Below are 17,716 nucleotides of genomic sequence, written 5' to 3' on the forward strand. Positions count from 1 at the left end.
TTCGGCAAGGTCCTTTAGCGCGCAACTTCGCTGCGACGGAGATACTCGGCCCGCGACCCTCGAGCTCCGCGTTTACGTTTGAACTCCATGTAAGCGTGCGAACTCTCCGTTAGCGTGCGGAATCCACGTAAACATGCGAGCTCCGCATTGGCGTGCGGAATCCACGTCAACGTGCAGACTCCGCGTTGGCGTGCGGAATCCACGTAAACATGCAAGCTCCGCATTGGCGTGCGGAATCCACGTCAACGTGCAGACTCCGCATTGGCGCTGCCCCTTCCCGGAGGCGGGCAAATCCTGCAAAAAATGCAACATTTTCCGCATCTTCGGCGCAAGAAGCAGGGGAATGTTGTATTTTGTGCAACAATTTAGGCGAGATTGGTTTCAAATCGAGGCGCATAACCCGAAATGTTGCACTTTCTACAACAATGAGCGGCAAGTGCAGGATATCTCCCCGTTTTTGTTGTACAAAATACAACATTTGCTGACTCTACTGAAAATTGGGCGGTAACCACCGACAATCCCGAAGGTGACGACGAATGGCGAAAGGAATCGCTCGTCACAGGCGTCTCTTCCCGCAGGATCGGCTCGTACAGCGTATTGGGGCACGGGACCCACCTGGGACACTGGTGCCCCGCCTATCTGGTCGCCTATCTGGCCACCAATATCCTCTCTAACGAAAGTGACAAACGCTATTTTGCTGAATCGTACCCTGTTTAAAATGTAACGCTGGCCAGGGAGCGCTATTTTGTCAAAAACGCTGAATCGGGTAGCCGAAAACGCGAAATAAGGCTGCTCACTTGCGTTACAATTTCAAATCGAGCGTTTTGAGCGAAATAAGCTCTGTGGCTAGCGTTAGCTTAAGGTCTGCCCGGCAAAACGGGAGTGTAAGGCAAGCCAAACGAGGCTTGCAACGTGAGGCTAGCCAAGCAAGCAATCCATTCCCGTAAGCTCGGGTCCGCCGATCGCAAGTGCTGGCGACGGTTCCCTGGCAGAGAACGTAAAGCAAGCAATCCGCCTTGGCAGCGATTCAGAAGCGAGCCGCAGGTCGTGCCTCCTTCCATGGTCTCCTTCGCGGACCTGCGGCTTGGGGTCCTTCTTCCCGGTCTCCTTCGCGGACCTGCGGCTTGGGGCCCTTCTTGCCGGTTTCCTTCGCGGACCTGCGGCTTGGATTCTTTCTTGCCGGTCTCCTTCGCGGACCTGCGGCTTGGGGCCTTTCTTCACGATACGCCTCCCTTGATCCTACTCAGCCTCAGCTGCTTTTCGTACCTGGCTGCAATCTGCGCTCCATGTCCATAATACCCTGGGACAGATTCATTGCCGGGCCCGGGAAGTTCAAAGACAAAAAAACCGCCCCTCGCCCGAGGAGCAGTTCATGAAGCCGGACCGTGCCGTACTAAAGCCGGCTACAGCTTATAAATATCGGTATATTTCTCCGTAAGATAGTCCATCAAATAGTCGGGATTCAGTTCCTCTCCGGTCACCTGCAGCACAATGTCGTTCGGCGTCAGCAGCTTGCCGTGCCGGTAGATGCGCTCCGCGAGCCAATCCTTGACCGGCAGCAGCTCCCCGGCCTCCACCTTGGCGTCAACATCGGGCATCTCCCGGCGAATGGTCCGGGAGAATTGGGCCGCATACATGTTGCCGAGCGCGTAGGACGGGAAGTAGCCGAAGGCGCCGCCCGACCAGTGAACGTCCTGCAGCACCCCTTCTCCGTCGTGGGACGGCTCGACGCCCAAATATTCGCGGTATTTCTCGTTCCATACGTTCGGCAGCTCGGACGCCTTCACGTCGCCGTTCATCAGCGCCTTCTCGATCTCGTAGCGGACCATGATATGCAGATTATAGGTCAATTCATCGGCCTCGATGCGAATGAGCGACGGCTTCACCTCGTTCGTCGCCCGGTAAAAGGCTTCCGCGGACACGCTATCGAATTGGCCCGGGTAATTGCGCTGCAAATCCGGGTAGTAGCGGTTCCAGAAGGCGCGGCTGCGGCCGATCATATTTTCCCAAAAGCGGGACTGCGACTCGTGAATGCCCATCGATGTGCCGGTGCACAGCGGCGTGCCGATCAGTTCCTTCGAGATGTTCTGCTCGTACAAGGCGTGGCCGCCCTCGTGGATCGTGCCGAACAAGGCGCTGTTGACGTCGTCCGGAAGATAGCGCGTCGTAATCCGCACATCGCCCGGATTCAGGCCTGTCGCGAACGGATGCACCGTCTCGTCCAGCCGGCCTGCCGCGAAGTCGTAGCCCATCTGTTCCAGAATAAACAGGCTGAACTGCTTCTGTTTTTCCTTGTCGAACGTCTGTCTGAGGAAGGACGTATCCGGCTTGTTGCCCGATTCCATGATGGCGGCGAGCAGCGGCACCGCCTTCTCCCGCAGCGCGCCGAACACCTGGTCGAGCTTTGACACCGTCATGCCGGGCTCGTACATATCGAGCAGCGTGTTGTATTTGTGGCCTTCCCATCCCCACAGATCGATAAATTCGAGATTGGTTGCCACGATTTTCTCTATGTATGGCTGAAACATGGCGAAGTCCGCCTTCTCCTTCGCTTCCTCCCAGACCGATTCGGCCTGCGAGGTCAGCACGACGTATTCCTGGTAGCGCTTCGGCGGTATTTTCACGCTGCGATCGTATTCCCTCCGGCATTCCTCGACGATGCGCCGGTCGATGACGGACAGTTGGGACAACGTTTCCGGCGACCCGAATTCCTCCAAAAATGAGCCCATTTCCTCGGAGACGGACATCCGAAACAGCTCTCCGGACAGCACGCCGACAACCTCCGAGCGGGCATCGAGGCCTTTTTTGGGCGCGCCCGTGCGCATATCCCAATAGATGAGCCCGATCGCTTCCTCGTAGCTTTTCATTTTTTTCAAAAACGCGCGAAATTCGGCCAAACGCTTCTCATTCATACGCTTTTCCCCTTTCCGTCAGCATATATCGATCATACTTTTTCTTGAACGGAGAAGCAAATATCGTGTACATTAAATGAGACGTCTATGACGAGCGAACGATCTTTGCGTCGCCCGGCCGCCGACTGCGGCCGCTGAACATTTACCGTGGATGACCGTCAAATTTTCAGGAAGAGAGGTAAATGATATGCATATTGCTTTCACCGCGGCGGCTGCCGATGCTATCGGCCAAGCGATGAGCCGCGCCAAGAAGGGCCGGCTTAAGCTGGTATACGATACGGAAGGCTGCGGCTGCGCGGTAAGCGGGGTTCCGGCGCTCTGGATCGTGGACGAGCCCGTCGGGCGCGAATCGGTTTATTCAGGCGAGCCGTTCGAGGTGTGGGTTGAAACGAAGGACGAGGTGTTCTTCGAGGACCGCATGACGATCGACTATATGGAGGACGGCCTTCGCTACGTGCTGAAGAGCAGCAGCCAAATATATAGCGCCTACATGAACCTGATCGACAAGCGCCCCTCATCGGAAGCTTAGGTTGGGCTATGACTTGCTAACAATAAAAAAACTTTTGGTAGGACGTGGATGAATATGAGCTTGCTGGACAACATCGTCTCGCACAATGAACAGTTTGTCGAGAACAAGCAGTACGAGCAGTTCCTGACTTCGAAATTCCCGGATAAAAAGATGGTCATTCTCACCTGCATGGACACCCGCTTGACGGAGCTGCTGCCGCGAGCGATGAATCTGCGCAACGGCGACGCCAAAATTATTAAAAACGCCGGAGCGCTCGTCTCGCACCCGTTCGGCAGCATCATGCGCAGTCTGATCGTCGCCGTGTACGATCTGTCGGCAGAAGAAGTGTTCGTCGTCGGCCACTACGATTGCGGCATGACGGGCCTCAACTCGGAGAAGGTGCTGGCCAAGGCCCGCGAAAGAGGCGTGCCGGACAAGCTCATTCGCATGCTGGAGCATGCCGGCATCGAGCTGGACAAGTTCCTGACCGGCTTCGAGCGCGTCCACGACAGCGTGCTGAACAGCGTCGAGGTAATCCGCAATCACCCGCTGCTGCCCGCCAATCTGCCTGTCCACGGCCTCATTATCAGCCCCGAAACCGGTCGACTGGACGTTATCACCGACGGCTACGAATATATCGCGAGCCGGGAACAAGGCAAGACCAGACGCTGATAGGGCGGACCAGGTGCCGCTGAGACCGGATCGCCGCAAGCTACCGCGCGCCGCGATGGGCGGGGCGGCGACGCTTCGCATAGAGGCAGCCGCCGGAGCGCTCCTGCCGCTGCGGCGTTTGGCCGGCGGCGGGACGGCAGGCCAGCGGTGTGGCAGTGCGGCCTCCCCCTTCACTCCCTCTGCCCTTTGGCCCGCGAACGCTCTTTGATCGCTCTTTGCCGTTCCTCAATCACGCCGCTGCGGTCGCGCAAGCGATGCCTGTGGATCAGCTCGGGGTCGCTCATGTCGCTGCTGCGGCACCAAGCCGCCGAGCGTTCTTCGCATATGGCGGCAACCTGCCGGATGAGGCCGGGATCGGTTATCGGCAAATTCATGTCCGCGTAAGGCGCCTCTGCCCGCGTAAGGCTCTCCAGCCGGCACTGCAGCATGCGGCGCAGCCCGGCTGCGTCCAGCCCCAGCGAAGCCGCGGCATCGTCCTGCAAATTCCGAAGGGACGCCTGCACCATTTTGACGGCTCCCGCTACATTGCCCCTGCGGTGATGATACATCGCGACGGCAATCTGTATGAGCGCTACGTACGTGCGGCTATGCGGATCGCGCGGATGCTCCTTCCAGTATTCCTCCATGATTTCATGACATTCGAAAAAATCTCTGCTTCCGTGAAAATGAAACAAATATTCGAGATAAGCGTCAGGATAGCTGAGCATGCGGCGGCAACCTCGATTCGCAATGATTTTATAATGATCACTTTGTGGCAACAATGATGAGTATAGCGGTCTATGAAATCGATTTGCAATTTTATTGTAACCTGTTGATAAGAAAAACGTCTATCGAAGTCTATTCAAGGATGAGCGGGCCTCGGTCCAGCAGTTGTTTTTCTTGGTACAGAAAGTCGCACTTCGCATCATCGCTTTAGCGAAGTTAAACTTTCCGTGCCGAAAAAAAAGATGAAACCGCCGCAAAGTTTTCTCGTATGTATAGTTACGGAGCCGTCTAGGCTCAATATATTATATAGAGTATGGAGGAAAGGGCATGTGGAAAAAACTTTCGATGGTTCTTTTGGCGGGGATGATCGTCTTCTCGTTCTCGTCGCCGGACGTCGCCGACGCGAGAAAATATAGGTCGTCGTCGAAGAGCTACAAATCCGGCGCGACGTCGAATACGACCAACACGAACACGCAAAACCCGTCCAGCAATGCGACCAAAGCCGATCCGGCCGCTTCCAAATCGCCGGCATCCGCGACGAACCAGACAAGAACCGGCTCCGGGTTCGGCGGCGGCCTCATGAAGGGCCTGATGCTCGGCGGCCTGGCCGGGCTGCTGTTCGGCGGTCTGTTCGGAGGCATGGGCTTCCTCGGCAACATTTTGGGCCTCCTGGTCAATGTGCTGGCGATCGTGGTGCTGTTCGTGGTGATCCGCAAAATTTTCGTCTTTTTCCGCGAACGCAAACGGTTGAACGACAATACCCGCCGTTACTAAACGCTGAAAACGGAGTGACATCGACTTGAGACTATCAGAGCAAGAGATCGTCAACGCGATCTGCCTTCATATGGCCGAACGGAAGCAGATTCTCCCGACCCAGGTTCAGGTCGAGATGCTGTGGGACGAGGAGCAAGGCTTCGCCGCGGAAGTTACGGCGCAGGGGCAGATGCAGGAGATTTCCGCCGCAAGCATCCTTGAAGCGATCGAACGTTATTTGCTGAAAGAGCATCAAATGCGGGTGTTCCGCTCGCAGATTCGTCTGGATCTGCAGGACGAGATTATCGCAGATATCGAATAAAATGACGTGCTTAAAGCCCTTGGCGTACCAATGCCAAGGGCTTATTTGGGCCGCGATCGCCCCCTCCTATTAAATTCCATCGCAACTTCGCTATTCTCCCTGCGTTTAATAGAATAGACTTTAGGGAGAAAGAAGGTTGATCGCAATTTGACAAGAAAAAAGTCGCTCATCGTGTCTATGCTCGCCATGCTCGTCTCTTCCGCCGTATTGTCGATATCGCCGGACGCTGTCGCGGCCGCTGACAAAACGACGAAATATCGGGTGTATCAGGATAACAAGCTGCTCACCGAAACGCAGGATTACAAGTCAGCCGAGGCGTATGCGAAGCAGTTCGCGAACAGTCACGTCGAGCAAATCGGCACGCGGGAATGGCTGTGGCACAATTATCCCCGCTACAAAGTATACCAGCACGGCTACAGCACGTCGAAGTGGGAATTCGCCACGCTGGATCAGGCGATCCGCGAGGCTTCCAAATGGAGCAACGCCAGCGTCCGAGATTTGCAGGGCGGCGGCTGGGTGTGGAACAATTACGCCCGCTACCGGCTGTATCAAGGCGACGTGACGCTCGGCTCCTCCTGGGAGTTCGCCACACTGGATCAGGCGAAGCGCGAAGCGGCCAAATGGAGCAACGCGCATATCATCGATCTGAAGGACAACCGCTGGGTATGGGACAACATCCCGCAAGAGGTCAAGGCGAAGCAGCGCGCCTCCGGAAACAAAATATATCAGGTGTACCAAGGTACATATACCCAGGACGGCTGGAGCTTCGCCGCCTTGGAGGAAGCGGTCGGCGAAGCGTTGCGCTGGAGCAATTCCCGAATCGTCCGCACGGATTCCGGCCAAGAGGTGTTCTCGAACGTCAAGAAGTACCGGGTTTATCAGCACGATCATTATTTGGACAGCTTCGTCGCACTCGATGAGGCGATTCGTTATGCGGAGCGGTTTGCGCATTCGAAAATTATTAACGACAGCGCCCCTTCCTCTTACAATCAAATATGGAATAATTATCCTTATTATCAAGTGTACCAGAACGATACTTTGATCGGAGAGTCGACGACGATCGAGGGAGCGCTGAAATTCGCCAGGCAGTACGCGAATTCCTCCATTCGCCGGCTGGACGGCGGGTCTGTCATATGGGACAATATCCGCAAACTGCAGTTTTGGGGCTGGAACGGCAGCTCCAGCGACGCCATGATTCGCAGCCAAGTAACCAATACGGCCGGACTCGACGTCGTGTCGCCGACTTATTTCCAGCTTGCCGACGCTGCGGGCGCGCTTCAGGACAGCTCCAGCCATGAAACGGTCGCTTGGCTGAAGCAGCAAGGATATGCGGTGCACCCGCTCGTCGCCAACCAGTTCGATACGGCCTTGACGACCCAGTTTCTGGCGGACGCCGAGGCGCGCAAGCGTTTCGTCGAAGCGCTCGTCAGCCGGCTGACAGAGCTCGGAGCAGACGGCGTCAATGTCGATTTCGAAAGCGTCGCGGGCAGCGACCGCGCCAATTTCACCCTGTTCATGCAGGAACTTGCCGCAGCGGCGCATGCCAAAGGCTTGCTGGTCTCGGTCGATTTGCCGCGCGGCAGCGCCGCCTGGAACGCCAAAACCGCGTTCGACCACGAGAAGCTGGCCGGCATCGCGGATTATATCATCACGATGACGTACGACCAGCACTGGAAGGGCAGCGCGGAAGCAGGCCCAGTCGCCGGTCTGCAGTGGGTCGAGGAAGGCGTGCGGGAGTTTCTCGCATATGGCATCCCCCGCGACAAGCTGATCATGGGCATCCCGTTCTACGTGCGGGAATGGCAGATCGATTCGTCCGGCAAGCTGGTAAGCAACCGCGCTCTGCTGATGAAGGATTTGCCGGCGCTCATTCTTGAGAAGAACGCCAAGCAGACGTGGGACAGCCGCTTCAATCAATATAAAGTCGAGTATCAGGAAGGCGGCTACACGTACGTATTTTGGCTGGAGGATGAGACAACGGTCAAGGAGCGCATCGCCATTGCCAAGAAATACGAGCTTGCCGGCGTCGCCGCCTGGAGGCTCGGCTACGATTCGGCGGCGCTGTGGCAGACGATGATTCGGGAAAAATAACATAAAAATGTGAGGCCTGGGCAGTCAAGAGCTCGCTTGAGCGCTCAAGGCCGTTAGGCAAGCCCCTCTCGACCGCTCGCGGTTGCGAGGGGCTTTAGCGGTTGGGGCTGTGATCGCAGGGCAGGCTCCCGTCAGCGCCTGTTTCGGCCGCGTTCTGGCGGGACCCCATCGCGGGATAAGATCTTGACGGGGCGCTAATACGCGAAATTTCGCCACGGAATTGAGTTTAGCGCCTCGGCAGGGCGTTATTTTCTCGCGATCGCTCGTTTCGGCCCCAATTGCGGGCTCCGACCGTGAAATAAAGCCTTGCCACGGCGTTATTGCGCGAAATTTCGCCGCGGAATAGAGAGTTTAGCGCCTCGGCAGGACGTTATCCGTAGCGAGGGAGGACCTCCCCTGCTCTCAGGAAGCAAGCTCGCTCCAGCCCCCGTTCAGCCATTTGGCGAATTCGCACCGTGCGCGGCTCCCAGCGCGCGGTGATTTCGCTGCATGACGGCGGTCGGTCGACCACATGCCGTTGTTGTTCCTGAAACTGCTGGCAATGAACGGAATGCTCGATGAAAATATCGATCTGTTGATCCCGCACGACCATTCTGATATAAATGAACCATGGCTAAATAATAGCTTGGATGGAGATGACTTTCGTTGAATGCACAAGACGAACGCTTTTTGATTGATCGGATTTCGCCAGACGGGAAATGGGCTTGCGTGTTTGAGGATGACGGCGAGACGGGGTACTTGTATTTTTGTCCGATGTCCGCTGATGGAAATATGTTAGGCATTGCCGACGCCTTGTGGATTTATAATCAAATTTTACCGCCTATTCAAGAATGTAAAGAAGTGGGCATTGCCTGGTCGGATGACTCCTCAAAGGCTATCCTGATCGTTGACGGCGAAGGCTGGGGAATGATTGATTTGTCATCCAAAAGAAAGCTGACCGCTCCCAGAGAAGATAACTGCATCGTTTCGATCCCGTTTTCGATTTGGGAAGAAGGAATTCCGGCCGACCTGGGAGAACCGCTTTGCTTGGAAGTGCATCATTGATTGCAAGTTCTGTAAAATTCCAGGAAGGAGTCCTAATTATTGCATTTATACTATAAAGACGAAAACCTCGGCGAAATAAAAGACGACTATACAGCCGACGGCTTTTGGTTGTACGGGGAGATTATACCGAACGATCACCTCGAAAAATTCAGAAGCTTTTTTAATGCATTGGTGGACGAAGAAAATGAATTCCAGGAAGACCGGTATGACGAAGATTGGTTGAATGAGGATAACTGGTTCATCATTGACAACGCCGGATTAAAGAGAGGAATTATCGTTCCCGCCGTCTATGAAGATGGCTCTTTCAATTGGAGATGGAGATAATAATATCCCAATTTATGGGGAAAAGACCGAAGCTGACGCTCCGGTCTTTGTTTTGCGGCTTTATGACATTGCGGGTTTGCAGGTTTGCGGGTTGGCAGCTTTGCGGCAATACAGCTTTGCAGCAATACAGCCTTACGGCTTGCCGTCTTGGCGACCTTCAACGCCCCATGCCGCCGTCTGCGATCAGCCCGTAATACAGCGTCGGCTGGCGCATCAGCACGAGGTCCTTGCGCCGGACGGGATTGGTCGGATACGGGGTGTCCAGGTTCGACGTATCGATGTCCAGTACGGCGATGCCGGAGCCGGCAGGCACGATTGCCTCGCGGCGCGGGAAGCGGAATGTCTCCGGTCCGAAAATACCGCTTTTGCCGAATAGGCCGGCCTGCGGGCTCTCTGGATTGGCAAATGCCCAATAGACGTTGTTCTCGCCTGCTCTCGCCCGATGAAGATGCCAGTGATGCGGGTCGGCGCCCGTCGGGATCGGGTAATTGTGCCGAATGCCGGTTCCGGCATGTCCTTGCGGGACGGGCTCCCGCGCCATGGACGGGCAGACGATCAGGTCGCAGCCGAGCAGCGCCAGCACGCGGCCCGCTTCCGGGAACAGGGCGTCGCGGCCGATCAGCAGGCCAACCCGGCCGACCGGCAGGTCGAAGACGGCCCAATCGCTGCCGGCCGACGCCCATGCCCGGTCCTTGCCGCTTACATGAATTTGCCGATAGGTACCGACAAGCCCTTCCGGCCCTGTCAGCACGGCGGTGTTGTACAGCCGGTCCCCGTCCGATTCTACTAGGCCGGCGACAATGTACGTCCGGTAGCGGATCGACAGCGCGATCAGCGCTTCGGTCGACGGGCCGGGCACCGGTTCACCCCCTTGGCCCGCATAGGGGCCGCTCACGGACAGCTCGGGAAAGACAACCAGCTCCGCCTGACGGCCAGCGGCTTCGGCGAGGTATGTCTCCATTGTCTGCAAATTCGCCTGCACGTCATCGGACGACTCGCACTGCACGACGGCAATGCGCGAAGCCCGGCCCGGCGGAAGCGGCGATTTTCCGTACAGTCCGAAGAAATCAAGCGGATTCCACAAATAGGAATCAAGCAGCAGCTGCTGGTACAGCTCCGGCCGCCGGTCGGCAAGCCGATCTCCTTCCCCTGCCCGCTTGTTCCGGGCACGTTCCGGATCGATCGTCCCGTAAGCGATGCCGTCCCCTTCGTCGATCGCCACCTGTACGCTTCCGTCCGGGTCGATGATGCAGCTGCCGCCGCTGAATTGAACGGTTCTCTCCCAGCCCCAGCGATTGCTCTCGATGACGTAGCAGCCGTTCTCGAACGCGCGGGTGATCCAGTACGGAGCCGGCGTCCGCTCGTCGAGCCAGTTGCTGATATGGCAGATGACGTCGGCGCCCTGCAGCGCCGCGAGACGCGCCGTCTCAATGTAATGAATGTCCATGCAGACGAGCAGCGCGATGCGGCCGATCGGCGTATCGAACACGTCGTGCCGGTCGCCTGACGCCGCCCATTTCGGTTCGGAAATGTACGGATGCGTTTTGCGGTGTTTGCCGACGACGCCTTCAGGGCCGATCAGCACGGCGGTGTTGTAGTAGACGTTCGTCACCGGATCGACTTCGGGCATGCCGATGACGATATAGCAATCGCAGCGGGCGGCCAAACCGGCAAAACGGTCTGTCGTCGGTCCCGGCACCGGCTCGACGAACGGCGCCACCTCGGCCCGGTCGTACCAGCAATAGCCCGTCGTACCCATCTCCGGCGTGACAATAAGCCTGGCTCCGTTCCGGGCGGCCTCTTCGACCAGCTCGCACAAGCGGCTTATATTCCGCTCCTTCTCGAACTGCCGCGGCTCGAACTGTACGGTCGCCGCTTGAAACGAAAAGCTGTTCATTCCGGCGATCCCCCCTTGTCGTCGATATACGCGTACGTCTTCTCAATCTTCGCCACCAACGAATAGTACGTATCGACCATGTTGCCGACGTGCAGCTTGCCGATCTGCGTCAACGCTTGATACGCCTCCCACTTGTCCCAACCGAGCTCGATCATCCAGTCGATCAACTCCGCATAAGCGATTCGGGCGGCGTCCTCCATCGGGCGGGCGCTGCCGACGACCATCAGCTCGTCCTTGCTCTCGATGCGCGGCCAGCGTATCGCCTTCCCTTTGATCAGCTCGAATTTCAGCGTCACCTTAGCCGATATTTCCAGCGCGACTCCGCACAGCTCCCCGTCGCCCTGCCCGGCGTGGCAGTCCCCGGTGAAAAAATAAGCGCCGGGAACCCGTACGGGCAAATAGACGATGTTGCCCGGCTTTGTATCCGGCACGTCCATGTTGCCGCCGTGATCGGCGGGCGTCAGCGCGGACACCGCTTCAAGCTCGGGAGCGGTGCCGATCGTGCCGAGAAACGGGCGCCACGGGAACGACAGCCGGGGATTCGCCGTGAGCCGGCCGTTTTCCAGCTTGTAGATGAACACTTTCTCCGGGAGCGGCTCATGCAGCATCCGCGTGACCGCGGTGGCCGTCAGTCCGCCGAAGCCCGGTTTATGGACGCTGACCGCCCAGTCCCGCGCCGGCTCGATGTCGAGAATATGAACGGCCAGCGTATCGCCCGGCTCGGCGCCTTCCACCCAAATCGGCCCGGTCTGCGGGTTCAGATAGTCCCCGAGCAGCTCGGACGGAACGTCGGAATCGCTAGTAATCCGATTTTCAAACGCGTCTTTCGTATGAATGACGACGGCTTCGCCCGGCTTCACCTTGGCGATCGGCTCCAAATACCGGCTGAATACGTAGCTGTGCGCTCCAGGCTGGCGAATTTCTTGCATCTTCGGTCTCCCCTTTCGACATTTCCGTTCGCAGCTTGCCTATTCTATACATACGTCTATACCGCCAAATATTGCTTGATGCTGTCGTAATCGGCGATGTCCCCCTCCGTCAGCTCGCCGACAATGCTTCCTTTATCCATCGCGTAGCAGCGGCCCGACAGCTGCTGGATCAGCCCGATATGCTGCTCGACGAACAGCACGGTCAGCCCCGTTTCGCGGTTGATCCGCTTCAAGATGTCGCTGATGTGAACGATAATGCTTGGCTGGATGCCCTCCGACGGCTCGTCCAGAAGCAGCAGCTCCGGCCGGCCGACCAGCGCCCGGCTGATCGCCAGCATCGCCTGCTCCCCTCCGCTGAGCGTCCCCGCTCTCTGCAAGCGGCGCTCTCTCAGTCGCGGAAAATAATCGTAAACGACGCCGAAATCGAGATTGGGCGACGACTTGTTGATGTCCCGGCCCATTTTCAAATTTTCCTCCACCGTCAATTTCGGAAAAATGCCGTGGCCCTGCGGAACGTACCCGATGCCGCTGCGCGCTCTATCATGGGATTTCATCGCGGAGATGTTCACGCCCTTAAAATGAATGACTCCGGACGTCGCCCGATTCAAGCCGATCAGCGTCTTGACGAACGTGCTTTTGCCGACCCCGTTGCGGCCGATGATCGAGACGATCTCGCCTTGGCCCACATGAATATCGACATTCCGCACGACCGTCACTTTACCGTATCCCGACGTCAGCTTTTCGACCGTAAGCAACCGTTCCGCCTCCTTTTTGCCCATATGTCTTCTTCACATTGCATTACACTTTGCCGAGGTAAATGCGCACCACTTCCTCGTTCGCCTCGATTTCCTCCAGCGTCCCTTCGGCGAACGGCTTGCCGTAATGCAGGACGGAGACGCTTTGCGCGATCCGCCGCACAAACTCCATGTCGTGGTCGATGAAAAGTATCGTGACGCCGGAAGCATTCAGCTGCTTGACCAGCTCGGCCGTAAACTCCGTCTCCTCCGGGCCCATCCCGGCCGCCGGTTCGTCGAGCAATAAGATGCTTGGTTTGGCCGCGAGCGCCATGGCGATCTCCAGCCACTGCTGCTGACCGTGCGACAGATTGCCGACCTGCGGATTGCCGAGCTTGTCGATGCCGACGAACGACAGCAGACGGTCGATTTCCGTCTCGATCTCTTTGCCTTTGACGAAGTTTTGGATGGCGATGCGCATGTTTTCCCGCAGTGTCAGTTCCCCGTATACACCGGGCACCTGCATCTTGATTCCGATGCCCATGCGGGCTCTGCGCCACGTGTTCAGCCTGGTGATATCTTGGCCGCGGAACCAAATTTGCCCTTGCGTCGGCGCGTAGATGCCCATGATCAGCTTGAACACCGTGCTTTTGCCGGCGCCGTTCGGGCCGATCAGGCATCTCAGCTCGCCCGGGCGAACCGTCAGGTCGACGCCGTCCACGGCTTTGAGGCCGCCGAACTGCTTGACGACCTGCCGCAGCTCCAGGATCGGTTCGCCGCCCGGCTGCGCCGCTTTCGCCACCGCCGCCGCTTCAGACCGTAGATTTGCCATGCAGACCCTCCTTCGCGAGCTCGATCGGTTCGCCCGCCCGCTTGCTTTTGCGCTCCAGCAGCCGGTCGATGCCCTCGAACAAAGCCACGACGACGCCCTGCGGCATGAACCGGACGACGAGGAGCAGGCACACCCCTAAAATAACAAGCGCGTATTGGCTCCCGCTCGACGACAAGTATTGGGAGAACCAGCTGTACAGCAGTGTGAACAGCATGGCGGCGGTCAAGCTTTTGCGCCCGCCGGCCGCCACCAGCACGACCGGCAGCGTCGCCGCCGCCAGTCCCATCGTCGACGGGGTGACGTAATTGCCCCATGCGGCGTACAGGATGCCGCCGAGCGAGGCAATCATGCCGCTGAGCGTGAACACCATCGTCTGAATTTTCGGCACGTTGTACCCAAACATTTGGCTGCGGTCCCGATTCTCGCGAACCGCCAGCAGCGCATACCCCCATTTGGAGGCGACGAGGTAACGGAGCAGCAAGTAGGTAACGAGCAGCAGCACGAATACCAGGTAGTAGAAGCTTTTGCCGGTGAAAGCCACAAGATTGTCCCCGAAGCCAAGGTGGAGCGTCGGAATGCCGTTGATCCCGTTATACCCCCCGAGCGGTACGGAGCCGATCTTCCATTCCGCCCCAGCCGTCTGCGCCATGAACGTCTCCAGCACGAGCGTCACGCACAGCGTAATGAGGCCGACGAACACATCATTGACGCCGCCGTAAAACATCAGGTAGCCCAAGATCCAGGCGACCAATCCGCCGATCGCCACCCCGGCGAGCATCGCGGGCAGCGTTAACGACAGCTCGTTGACGTTCAAAAACAAAATCGCGTACGTATAGCCCCCGACGCCGAAAAAGATCGTTTGGCCGAAGCTGAAGATGCCCGTTTTGCCCCAAATAAGCGCCAAGGATAGCGACAAAAACACCATGACGAGGAAGTTGGCGACATTAACGACCTTGTAAGCCGACGCGACGAGCGGAATGCACGCCAGAAAGGCGAACATCAGCACGGCGGTCGCATTTTCCGCATTGAACCGGATCTTCATGTGATTACCTCCCCCGAAGCCATTTTTTCTCGACGAGTCCCGAGAAGCCGAGCGGGAATACGCGAATGAACAAAATGGCCACAAGCAATAGCCCCAGCTTGCCGATGAGCGTCCCGTACAGCATCGACAGCGTGCTGTTGACAGCCGATAAAGCGCCGCCCGACAATACCGTGCCGACCAGCGGGTTCGCTCCGCCGACGATGACGGTCACGAAGCTTTGCATAATGAAGCTGGAGCCGAAGGTCGGCGAAATCGACATCGTCGGCGCGAACAAGCCTCCCGTCAAGCCGGCGAACGCCGACCCGATCATGAAGGTGATCGTGTACATGCCGGAGGTGTTCGTGCCGAGACTTTGCGCCACCGCGCGGTTTTGCATCGTGGCCCGCGAACGAAGGCCAAAGTTCGTATGCATGAATAGCCAATACATCATCAGCAGCAGCGCCAAGGCGCAGACGAACAGCACGATGCGGTAATACGAGTAGGCGCTGCCGTCTACAGTGAAGGAGCCGAGGGGCGTCGAGACGCCCTGCAGCGACGGCCCCATCAAAATAAGCATCCCTTGGCCAAGAATGAGGCTGATGCCCCACGTCGCTACCACCGAATCGAGCGGCCGGTTGTACAGGTGCCGGACGATCAGCCGGTCCACGATGAGCCCGAATACGCCGACCGCAGCTGCCGCCCCGGCGATGGCGATCGGCAGCGGTACGCCAGCGCGCGCCAGCAGCGTCGTGATGTACGCGCCGAGCATGATGAACTCGCCGTGGGCCAGGTTGACGATGCCCATCATGCCGAAGATGATGGCCAGGCCCAGCGCCGACAAGACGAGAAAAGCAAAGGAGTCCATCAGTTGATAGGCGATGTTCATCGCGTCAGATAGGATATTCATAGCTTCGCCTCCTGGCTGCTACTCCAGCGGAGTGTACTGTTTGTTGTCCGCCTTTTGGGTCAGATCGACACCCTTCTCGCTGGAAAGCCAATCCGCCGCGATCGCATCGTATTTTTCCGGGAAGGTGATCGTATGCTTCTCGTCCGCATGGGCGAGATAGACATCGCGAATCGTATGATGCGTCTTCGGATCGATCGTCACCTTGCCGGCCGGGCCGTCAAACGAAATGCCGCTCTCCAGCGCCGCGATGACCGCTTCCTTCTCAACGGTGCCCGCTTTTCGGACTGCTTCGGCCCACAGATGAATGCCCGTATACTGCGCTTCCGCCTCCATGCCGACATAGGGCTCGTCAGGATATTTGGCGCGCCACTTCTCGACGAAGCTCTTGGCCTGCGGTGTATCGAGCTCCTCCATGAACGTGGCCGTTACGTACATATTCGCCAGCGCCGGCGGCTGGAACCGCTTGTGCTCGTACGCCTGCGCCATGTTGACCGTGGTCGCCATCGGCAGCCCCTTAATGCCTGACTTGGCCCACTGCTCGTAAAAGGAGGACTGCGGCGTTCCGACGAGCAGCGTCACGAGCACGTCCGGCTTCGCCTGCTGGATTTTGCTGATCGTGCTGCTGAACTGTGAGACGCTGAGCGGAATGAATTCTTCGCCGACGACTTCACCGCCGAAGTCCTGAGCAGCCTTGCGGACCCACTGCGCGGAAATTTGCCCGAAATTGTAGTCTGCCGCGATCGTATAAATTTTCGGCCCGTGCTGCTCGATCATCGATTTGATCAGCGGAACGACTTGATGCTCCGGCACCGCGCCGGTCGCGAACGTGTATTTGCTGGCGACGCCTCCTTCGTACTGGTTGTTATAGAAGTACAGCATTTTGTTCTGCTCCATGATCGGACGGATCGCCTCGCGGGACGCGCTGGAAAATCCGCCCATGACGACGTCGACCTGATCGTCCAGAATAAGCTTTCGCGCCATCTCCTGGTAACGCTGATTGTCCGACTGCGTATCCGGGGCGACCATCTCAAGCTGCCGGCCGAGCAGGCCGCCGCCCGCGTTGATCTCTTCGATCGCGAGCTCCGCCGCGTGATACTTCTGAATGCCGACGAGCGCGAAGTCGCCGGAGCGGTCCTCCAGCACGCCGACCTTGATCGGCCCCTCCCCACTACCGCCCGAACCGGCGGTTCCCGGCTCCGCATTGCCGCATGCCGCCGCGATCGCCAGCACGGCCGGGATAAGTACTGCAGCGAGTCGTTTGCTAGTCTTCGTCCAAGCCAGTTGCGAATAACGTTTCATCGATCTGCTTCCTCCTTCTGAATGTGCCGCTCTCTCTTTCTTACTTTCCGAAATGTATGCCGTCTGCCGGCTAAGCCCGTCTGCTTGACCCCCCCTTGCGGTTTTATCGCAGTCCGCCCATTGGTCAGACCAATCCGAGCCGAAGAAGCCGGTTCGAGCCGCATTCCCCATACATTCGCAGCGCGAAGCGGCGGATTGGTCTGACCAATATAGCCAAAAAAAATAATTTGGACAATGCAGCAGACCGCTCTTTCGCCCTTCTGATCAGACCGATTGATTGATAGCTAGCGTCATGTATTGTTACACAATGTAATGAAATCAACCAAATCATTGGTCTGACCAATCGGATAAACCGTATTATAGCACCGCTTTTTGGATTTGAATAGTCCTTTTGTGTAATTTTATTTTACATAATGTAATTATATATTACATTTTAGGTTACGATTTAGTTCAAATTTAAGAAGCAGATGAGGATTGTTCAATATCTGCAGCGCAGACGAAACGGAGGGGCACGGTGAGTCAGGAAGCAGCAAAGGGCGGCGCGATGCGGTGTTGGAGCGGCACGACTGCCGAGCGGGGCGATGTGCAGCCGCATAAGCGGCACGAGGCGGCGTTGGAGCTACATGGCACGGAGCGGCGCGTTGCCGAACGGAGCGACACGGCCGCACGGAGCGGCACATTGCCGCGCAGAGCGACGCGGGCCGCATGCGGCGGCACATTGCCGCGCAGAGCGACGCGGGCCGCATGCGGCGGCACATTGCCGCGC

Annotated in this window: 17 protein-coding genes; 8 read left to right on the forward strand and 9 right to left on the reverse strand. The window is 57.7% G+C overall.

Going from position 1 to position 17,716, the window contains the following annotated elements:
• Positions 1-1,403: 1,403 nt before the first annotated feature.
• The gene (locus F591_RS0108560; protein ID WP_019534183.1) at positions 1,404-2,912 is read right to left on the reverse strand and encodes a carboxypeptidase M32; all 1,509 of its coding nucleotides are present in this window, start codon (positions 2,910-2,912) and stop codon (positions 1,404-1,406) included.
• Positions 2,913-3,099: 187 nt separating this feature from the next.
• Between F591_RS0108560 and F591_RS0108565 the strand changes: the two genes are divergently transcribed.
• Both F591_RS0108565 and F591_RS0108570 read left to right on the forward strand, forming a co-directional pair.
• On the forward strand, positions 3,100-3,441 hold the full coding sequence (locus F591_RS0108565) for an iron-sulfur cluster biosynthesis family protein (RefSeq protein WP_019534184.1): 342 nt from the start codon (positions 3,100-3,102) through the stop codon (positions 3,439-3,441).
• A 54-nt stretch (positions 3,442-3,495) separates the two neighbouring features.
• Positions 3,496-4,092 carry a beta-class carbonic anhydrase gene (locus F591_RS0108570; RefSeq protein ID WP_019534185.1) on the forward strand — a complete coding sequence of 199 codons (597 nt, stop codon included), beginning with the start codon at positions 3,496-3,498 and terminating at the stop codon, positions 4,090-4,092.
• Between the two features lie 170 nt (positions 4,093-4,262).
• Here F591_RS0108570 and F591_RS0108575 read toward each other — a convergent pair whose 3' ends face one another.
• Positions 4,263-4,799: a DUF309 domain-containing protein gene (locus tag F591_RS0108575; protein ID WP_019534186.1), complete on the reverse strand. Its 537-nt coding sequence runs from the start codon at positions 4,797-4,799 to the stop codon at positions 4,263-4,265.
• A gap of 325 nt (positions 4,800-5,124) precedes the next feature.
• Between F591_RS0108575 and F591_RS0108580 the strand changes: the two genes are divergently transcribed.
• The 5 genes from F591_RS0108580 to F591_RS0108605 all read left to right on the forward strand — a co-directional run bounded on the left by F591_RS0108580 (position 5,125) and on the right by F591_RS0108605 (position 9,331).
• On the forward strand, positions 5,125-5,571 hold the full coding sequence (locus tag F591_RS0108580) for a hypothetical protein (protein WP_019534187.1): 447 nt from the start codon (positions 5,125-5,127) through the stop codon (positions 5,569-5,571).
• Between the two features lie 25 nt (positions 5,572-5,596).
• Positions 5,597-5,872, forward strand: a complete 276-nt coding sequence (locus F591_RS0108585) for a DUF2653 family protein (RefSeq protein WP_019534188.1) — start codon at positions 5,597-5,599, stop codon at positions 5,870-5,872.
• 147 nt (positions 5,873-6,019) lie between these two features.
• Positions 6,020-7,963 (forward strand): glycosyl hydrolase family 18 protein, encoded by a 1,944-nt coding sequence (locus tag F591_RS0108590; RefSeq protein WP_019534189.1) that lies wholly within the window; start codon positions 6,020-6,022, stop codon positions 7,961-7,963.
• Positions 7,964-8,608: 645 nt separating this feature from the next.
• Positions 8,609-9,007, forward strand: coding sequence for a DUF2251 domain-containing protein (locus F591_RS0108600; RefSeq protein WP_019534191.1), 399 nt, complete (start codon positions 8,609-8,611; stop codon positions 9,005-9,007).
• Between the two features lie 39 nt (positions 9,008-9,046).
• Positions 9,047-9,331 carry a hypothetical protein gene (locus F591_RS0108605; RefSeq protein WP_019534192.1) on the forward strand — a complete coding sequence of 95 codons (285 nt, stop codon included), beginning with the start codon at positions 9,047-9,049 and terminating at the stop codon, positions 9,329-9,331.
• 157 nt (positions 9,332-9,488) lie between these two features.
• On the opposite strand, the gene F591_RS0108610 is transcribed toward F591_RS0108605, so the two are convergent.
• The 7 genes from F591_RS0108610 to F591_RS0108640 are packed head-to-tail and all read right to left on the reverse strand — an operon-like array spanning position 9,489 to position 16,950.
• Positions 9,489-11,228 (reverse strand): nitrilase-related carbon-nitrogen hydrolase, encoded by a 1,740-nt coding sequence (locus F591_RS0108610; RefSeq protein ID WP_019534193.1) that lies wholly within the window; start codon positions 11,226-11,228, stop codon positions 9,489-9,491.
• Positions 11,225-12,157, reverse strand: a complete 933-nt coding sequence (locus tag F591_RS0108615) for an acetamidase/formamidase family protein (RefSeq protein WP_019534194.1) — start codon at positions 12,155-12,157, stop codon at positions 11,225-11,227. Before F591_RS0108615 ends, F591_RS0108610 begins: the two co-directional genes overlap by 4 nt.
• Positions 12,158-12,213: 56 nt before the next feature.
• Complete coding sequence (locus F591_RS0108620) at positions 12,214-12,912, reverse strand: ABC transporter ATP-binding protein (RefSeq protein ID WP_026326467.1); 699 nt, start codon at positions 12,910-12,912, stop codon at positions 12,214-12,216.
• Positions 12,913-12,955: 43 nt separating this feature from the next.
• Positions 12,956-13,723: an ABC transporter ATP-binding protein gene (locus tag F591_RS0108625; RefSeq protein WP_019534196.1), complete on the reverse strand. Its 768-nt coding sequence runs from the start codon at positions 13,721-13,723 to the stop codon at positions 12,956-12,958.
• Positions 13,704-14,765, reverse strand: coding sequence for a branched-chain amino acid ABC transporter permease (locus F591_RS0108630; RefSeq protein ID WP_019534197.1), 1,062 nt, complete (start codon positions 14,763-14,765; stop codon positions 13,704-13,706). Before F591_RS0108630 ends, F591_RS0108625 begins: the two co-directional genes overlap by 20 nt.
• 4 nt (positions 14,766-14,769) lie before the next feature.
• A complete protein-coding gene (locus tag F591_RS0108635; protein ID WP_019534198.1) occupies positions 14,770-15,651 on the reverse strand; it encodes an ABC transporter permease subunit in 882 nt (293 codons plus the stop codon).
• A gap of 18 nt (positions 15,652-15,669) precedes the next feature.
• Entirely contained in the window at positions 15,670-16,950 is a 1,281-nt protein-coding gene (locus tag F591_RS0108640) for an urea ABC transporter substrate-binding protein (protein WP_019534199.1), read from the reverse strand.
• A 514-nt stretch (positions 16,951-17,464) separates the two neighbouring features.
• On the opposite strand from F591_RS0108640, the gene F591_RS0108645 reads away from it, so the two are divergent.
• Positions 17,465-17,716 (forward strand): hypothetical protein (locus F591_RS0108645; protein WP_026326470.1); only part of this gene is annotated, 252 nt, incomplete at its 3' end.

The sequence above is a fragment of the Paenibacillus ginsengihumi DSM 21568 genome (assembly GCF_000380965.1).
Classification (GTDB): Bacteria; Bacillota; Bacilli; order Paenibacillales; family NBRC-103111; genus Paenibacillus_G; species Paenibacillus_G ginsengihumi.

Bases quoted from the DNA above. Each gene is read 5' to 3' on its own strand.
- F591_RS0108635 (WP_019534198.1), bottom strand. From the start codon at position 15,651: ATGAATATCCTATCTGACGCGATGAACATCGCCTATCAACTGATGGAC.
- F591_RS0108615 (WP_019534194.1), bottom strand. From the start codon at position 12,157: ATGCAAGAAATTCGCCAGCCTGGAGCGCACAGCTACGTATTCAGCCGG.
- F591_RS0108625 (WP_019534196.1), bottom strand. From the start codon at position 13,723: ATGGCAAATCTACGGTCTGAAGCGGCGGCGGTGGCGAAAGCGGCGCAG.
- F591_RS0108640 (WP_019534199.1), bottom strand. From the start codon at position 16,950: ATGAAACGTTATTCGCAACTGGCTTGGACGAAGACTAGCAAACGACTC.
- F591_RS0108560 (WP_019534183.1), bottom strand. From the start codon at position 2,912: ATGAATGAGAAGCGTTTGGCCGAATTTCGCGCGTTTTTGAAAAAAATG.
- F591_RS0108580 (WP_019534187.1), top strand. From the start codon at position 5,125: ATGTGGAAAAAACTTTCGATGGTTCTTTTGGCGGGGATGATCGTCTTC.
- F591_RS0108575 (WP_019534186.1), bottom strand. From the start codon at position 4,799: ATGCTCAGCTATCCTGACGCTTATCTCGAATATTTGTTTCATTTTCAC.
- F591_RS0108565 (WP_019534184.1), top strand. From the start codon at position 3,100: ATGCATATTGCTTTCACCGCGGCGGCTGCCGATGCTATCGGCCAAGCG.
- F591_RS0108610 (WP_019534193.1), bottom strand. From the start codon at position 11,228: ATGAACAGCTTTTCGTTTCAAGCGGCGACCGTACAGTTCGAGCCGCGG.
- F591_RS0108630 (WP_019534197.1), bottom strand. From the start codon at position 14,765: ATGAAGATCCGGTTCAATGCGGAAAATGCGACCGCCGTGCTGATGTTC.
- F591_RS0108570 (WP_019534185.1), top strand. From the start codon at position 3,496: ATGAGCTTGCTGGACAACATCGTCTCGCACAATGAACAGTTTGTCGAG.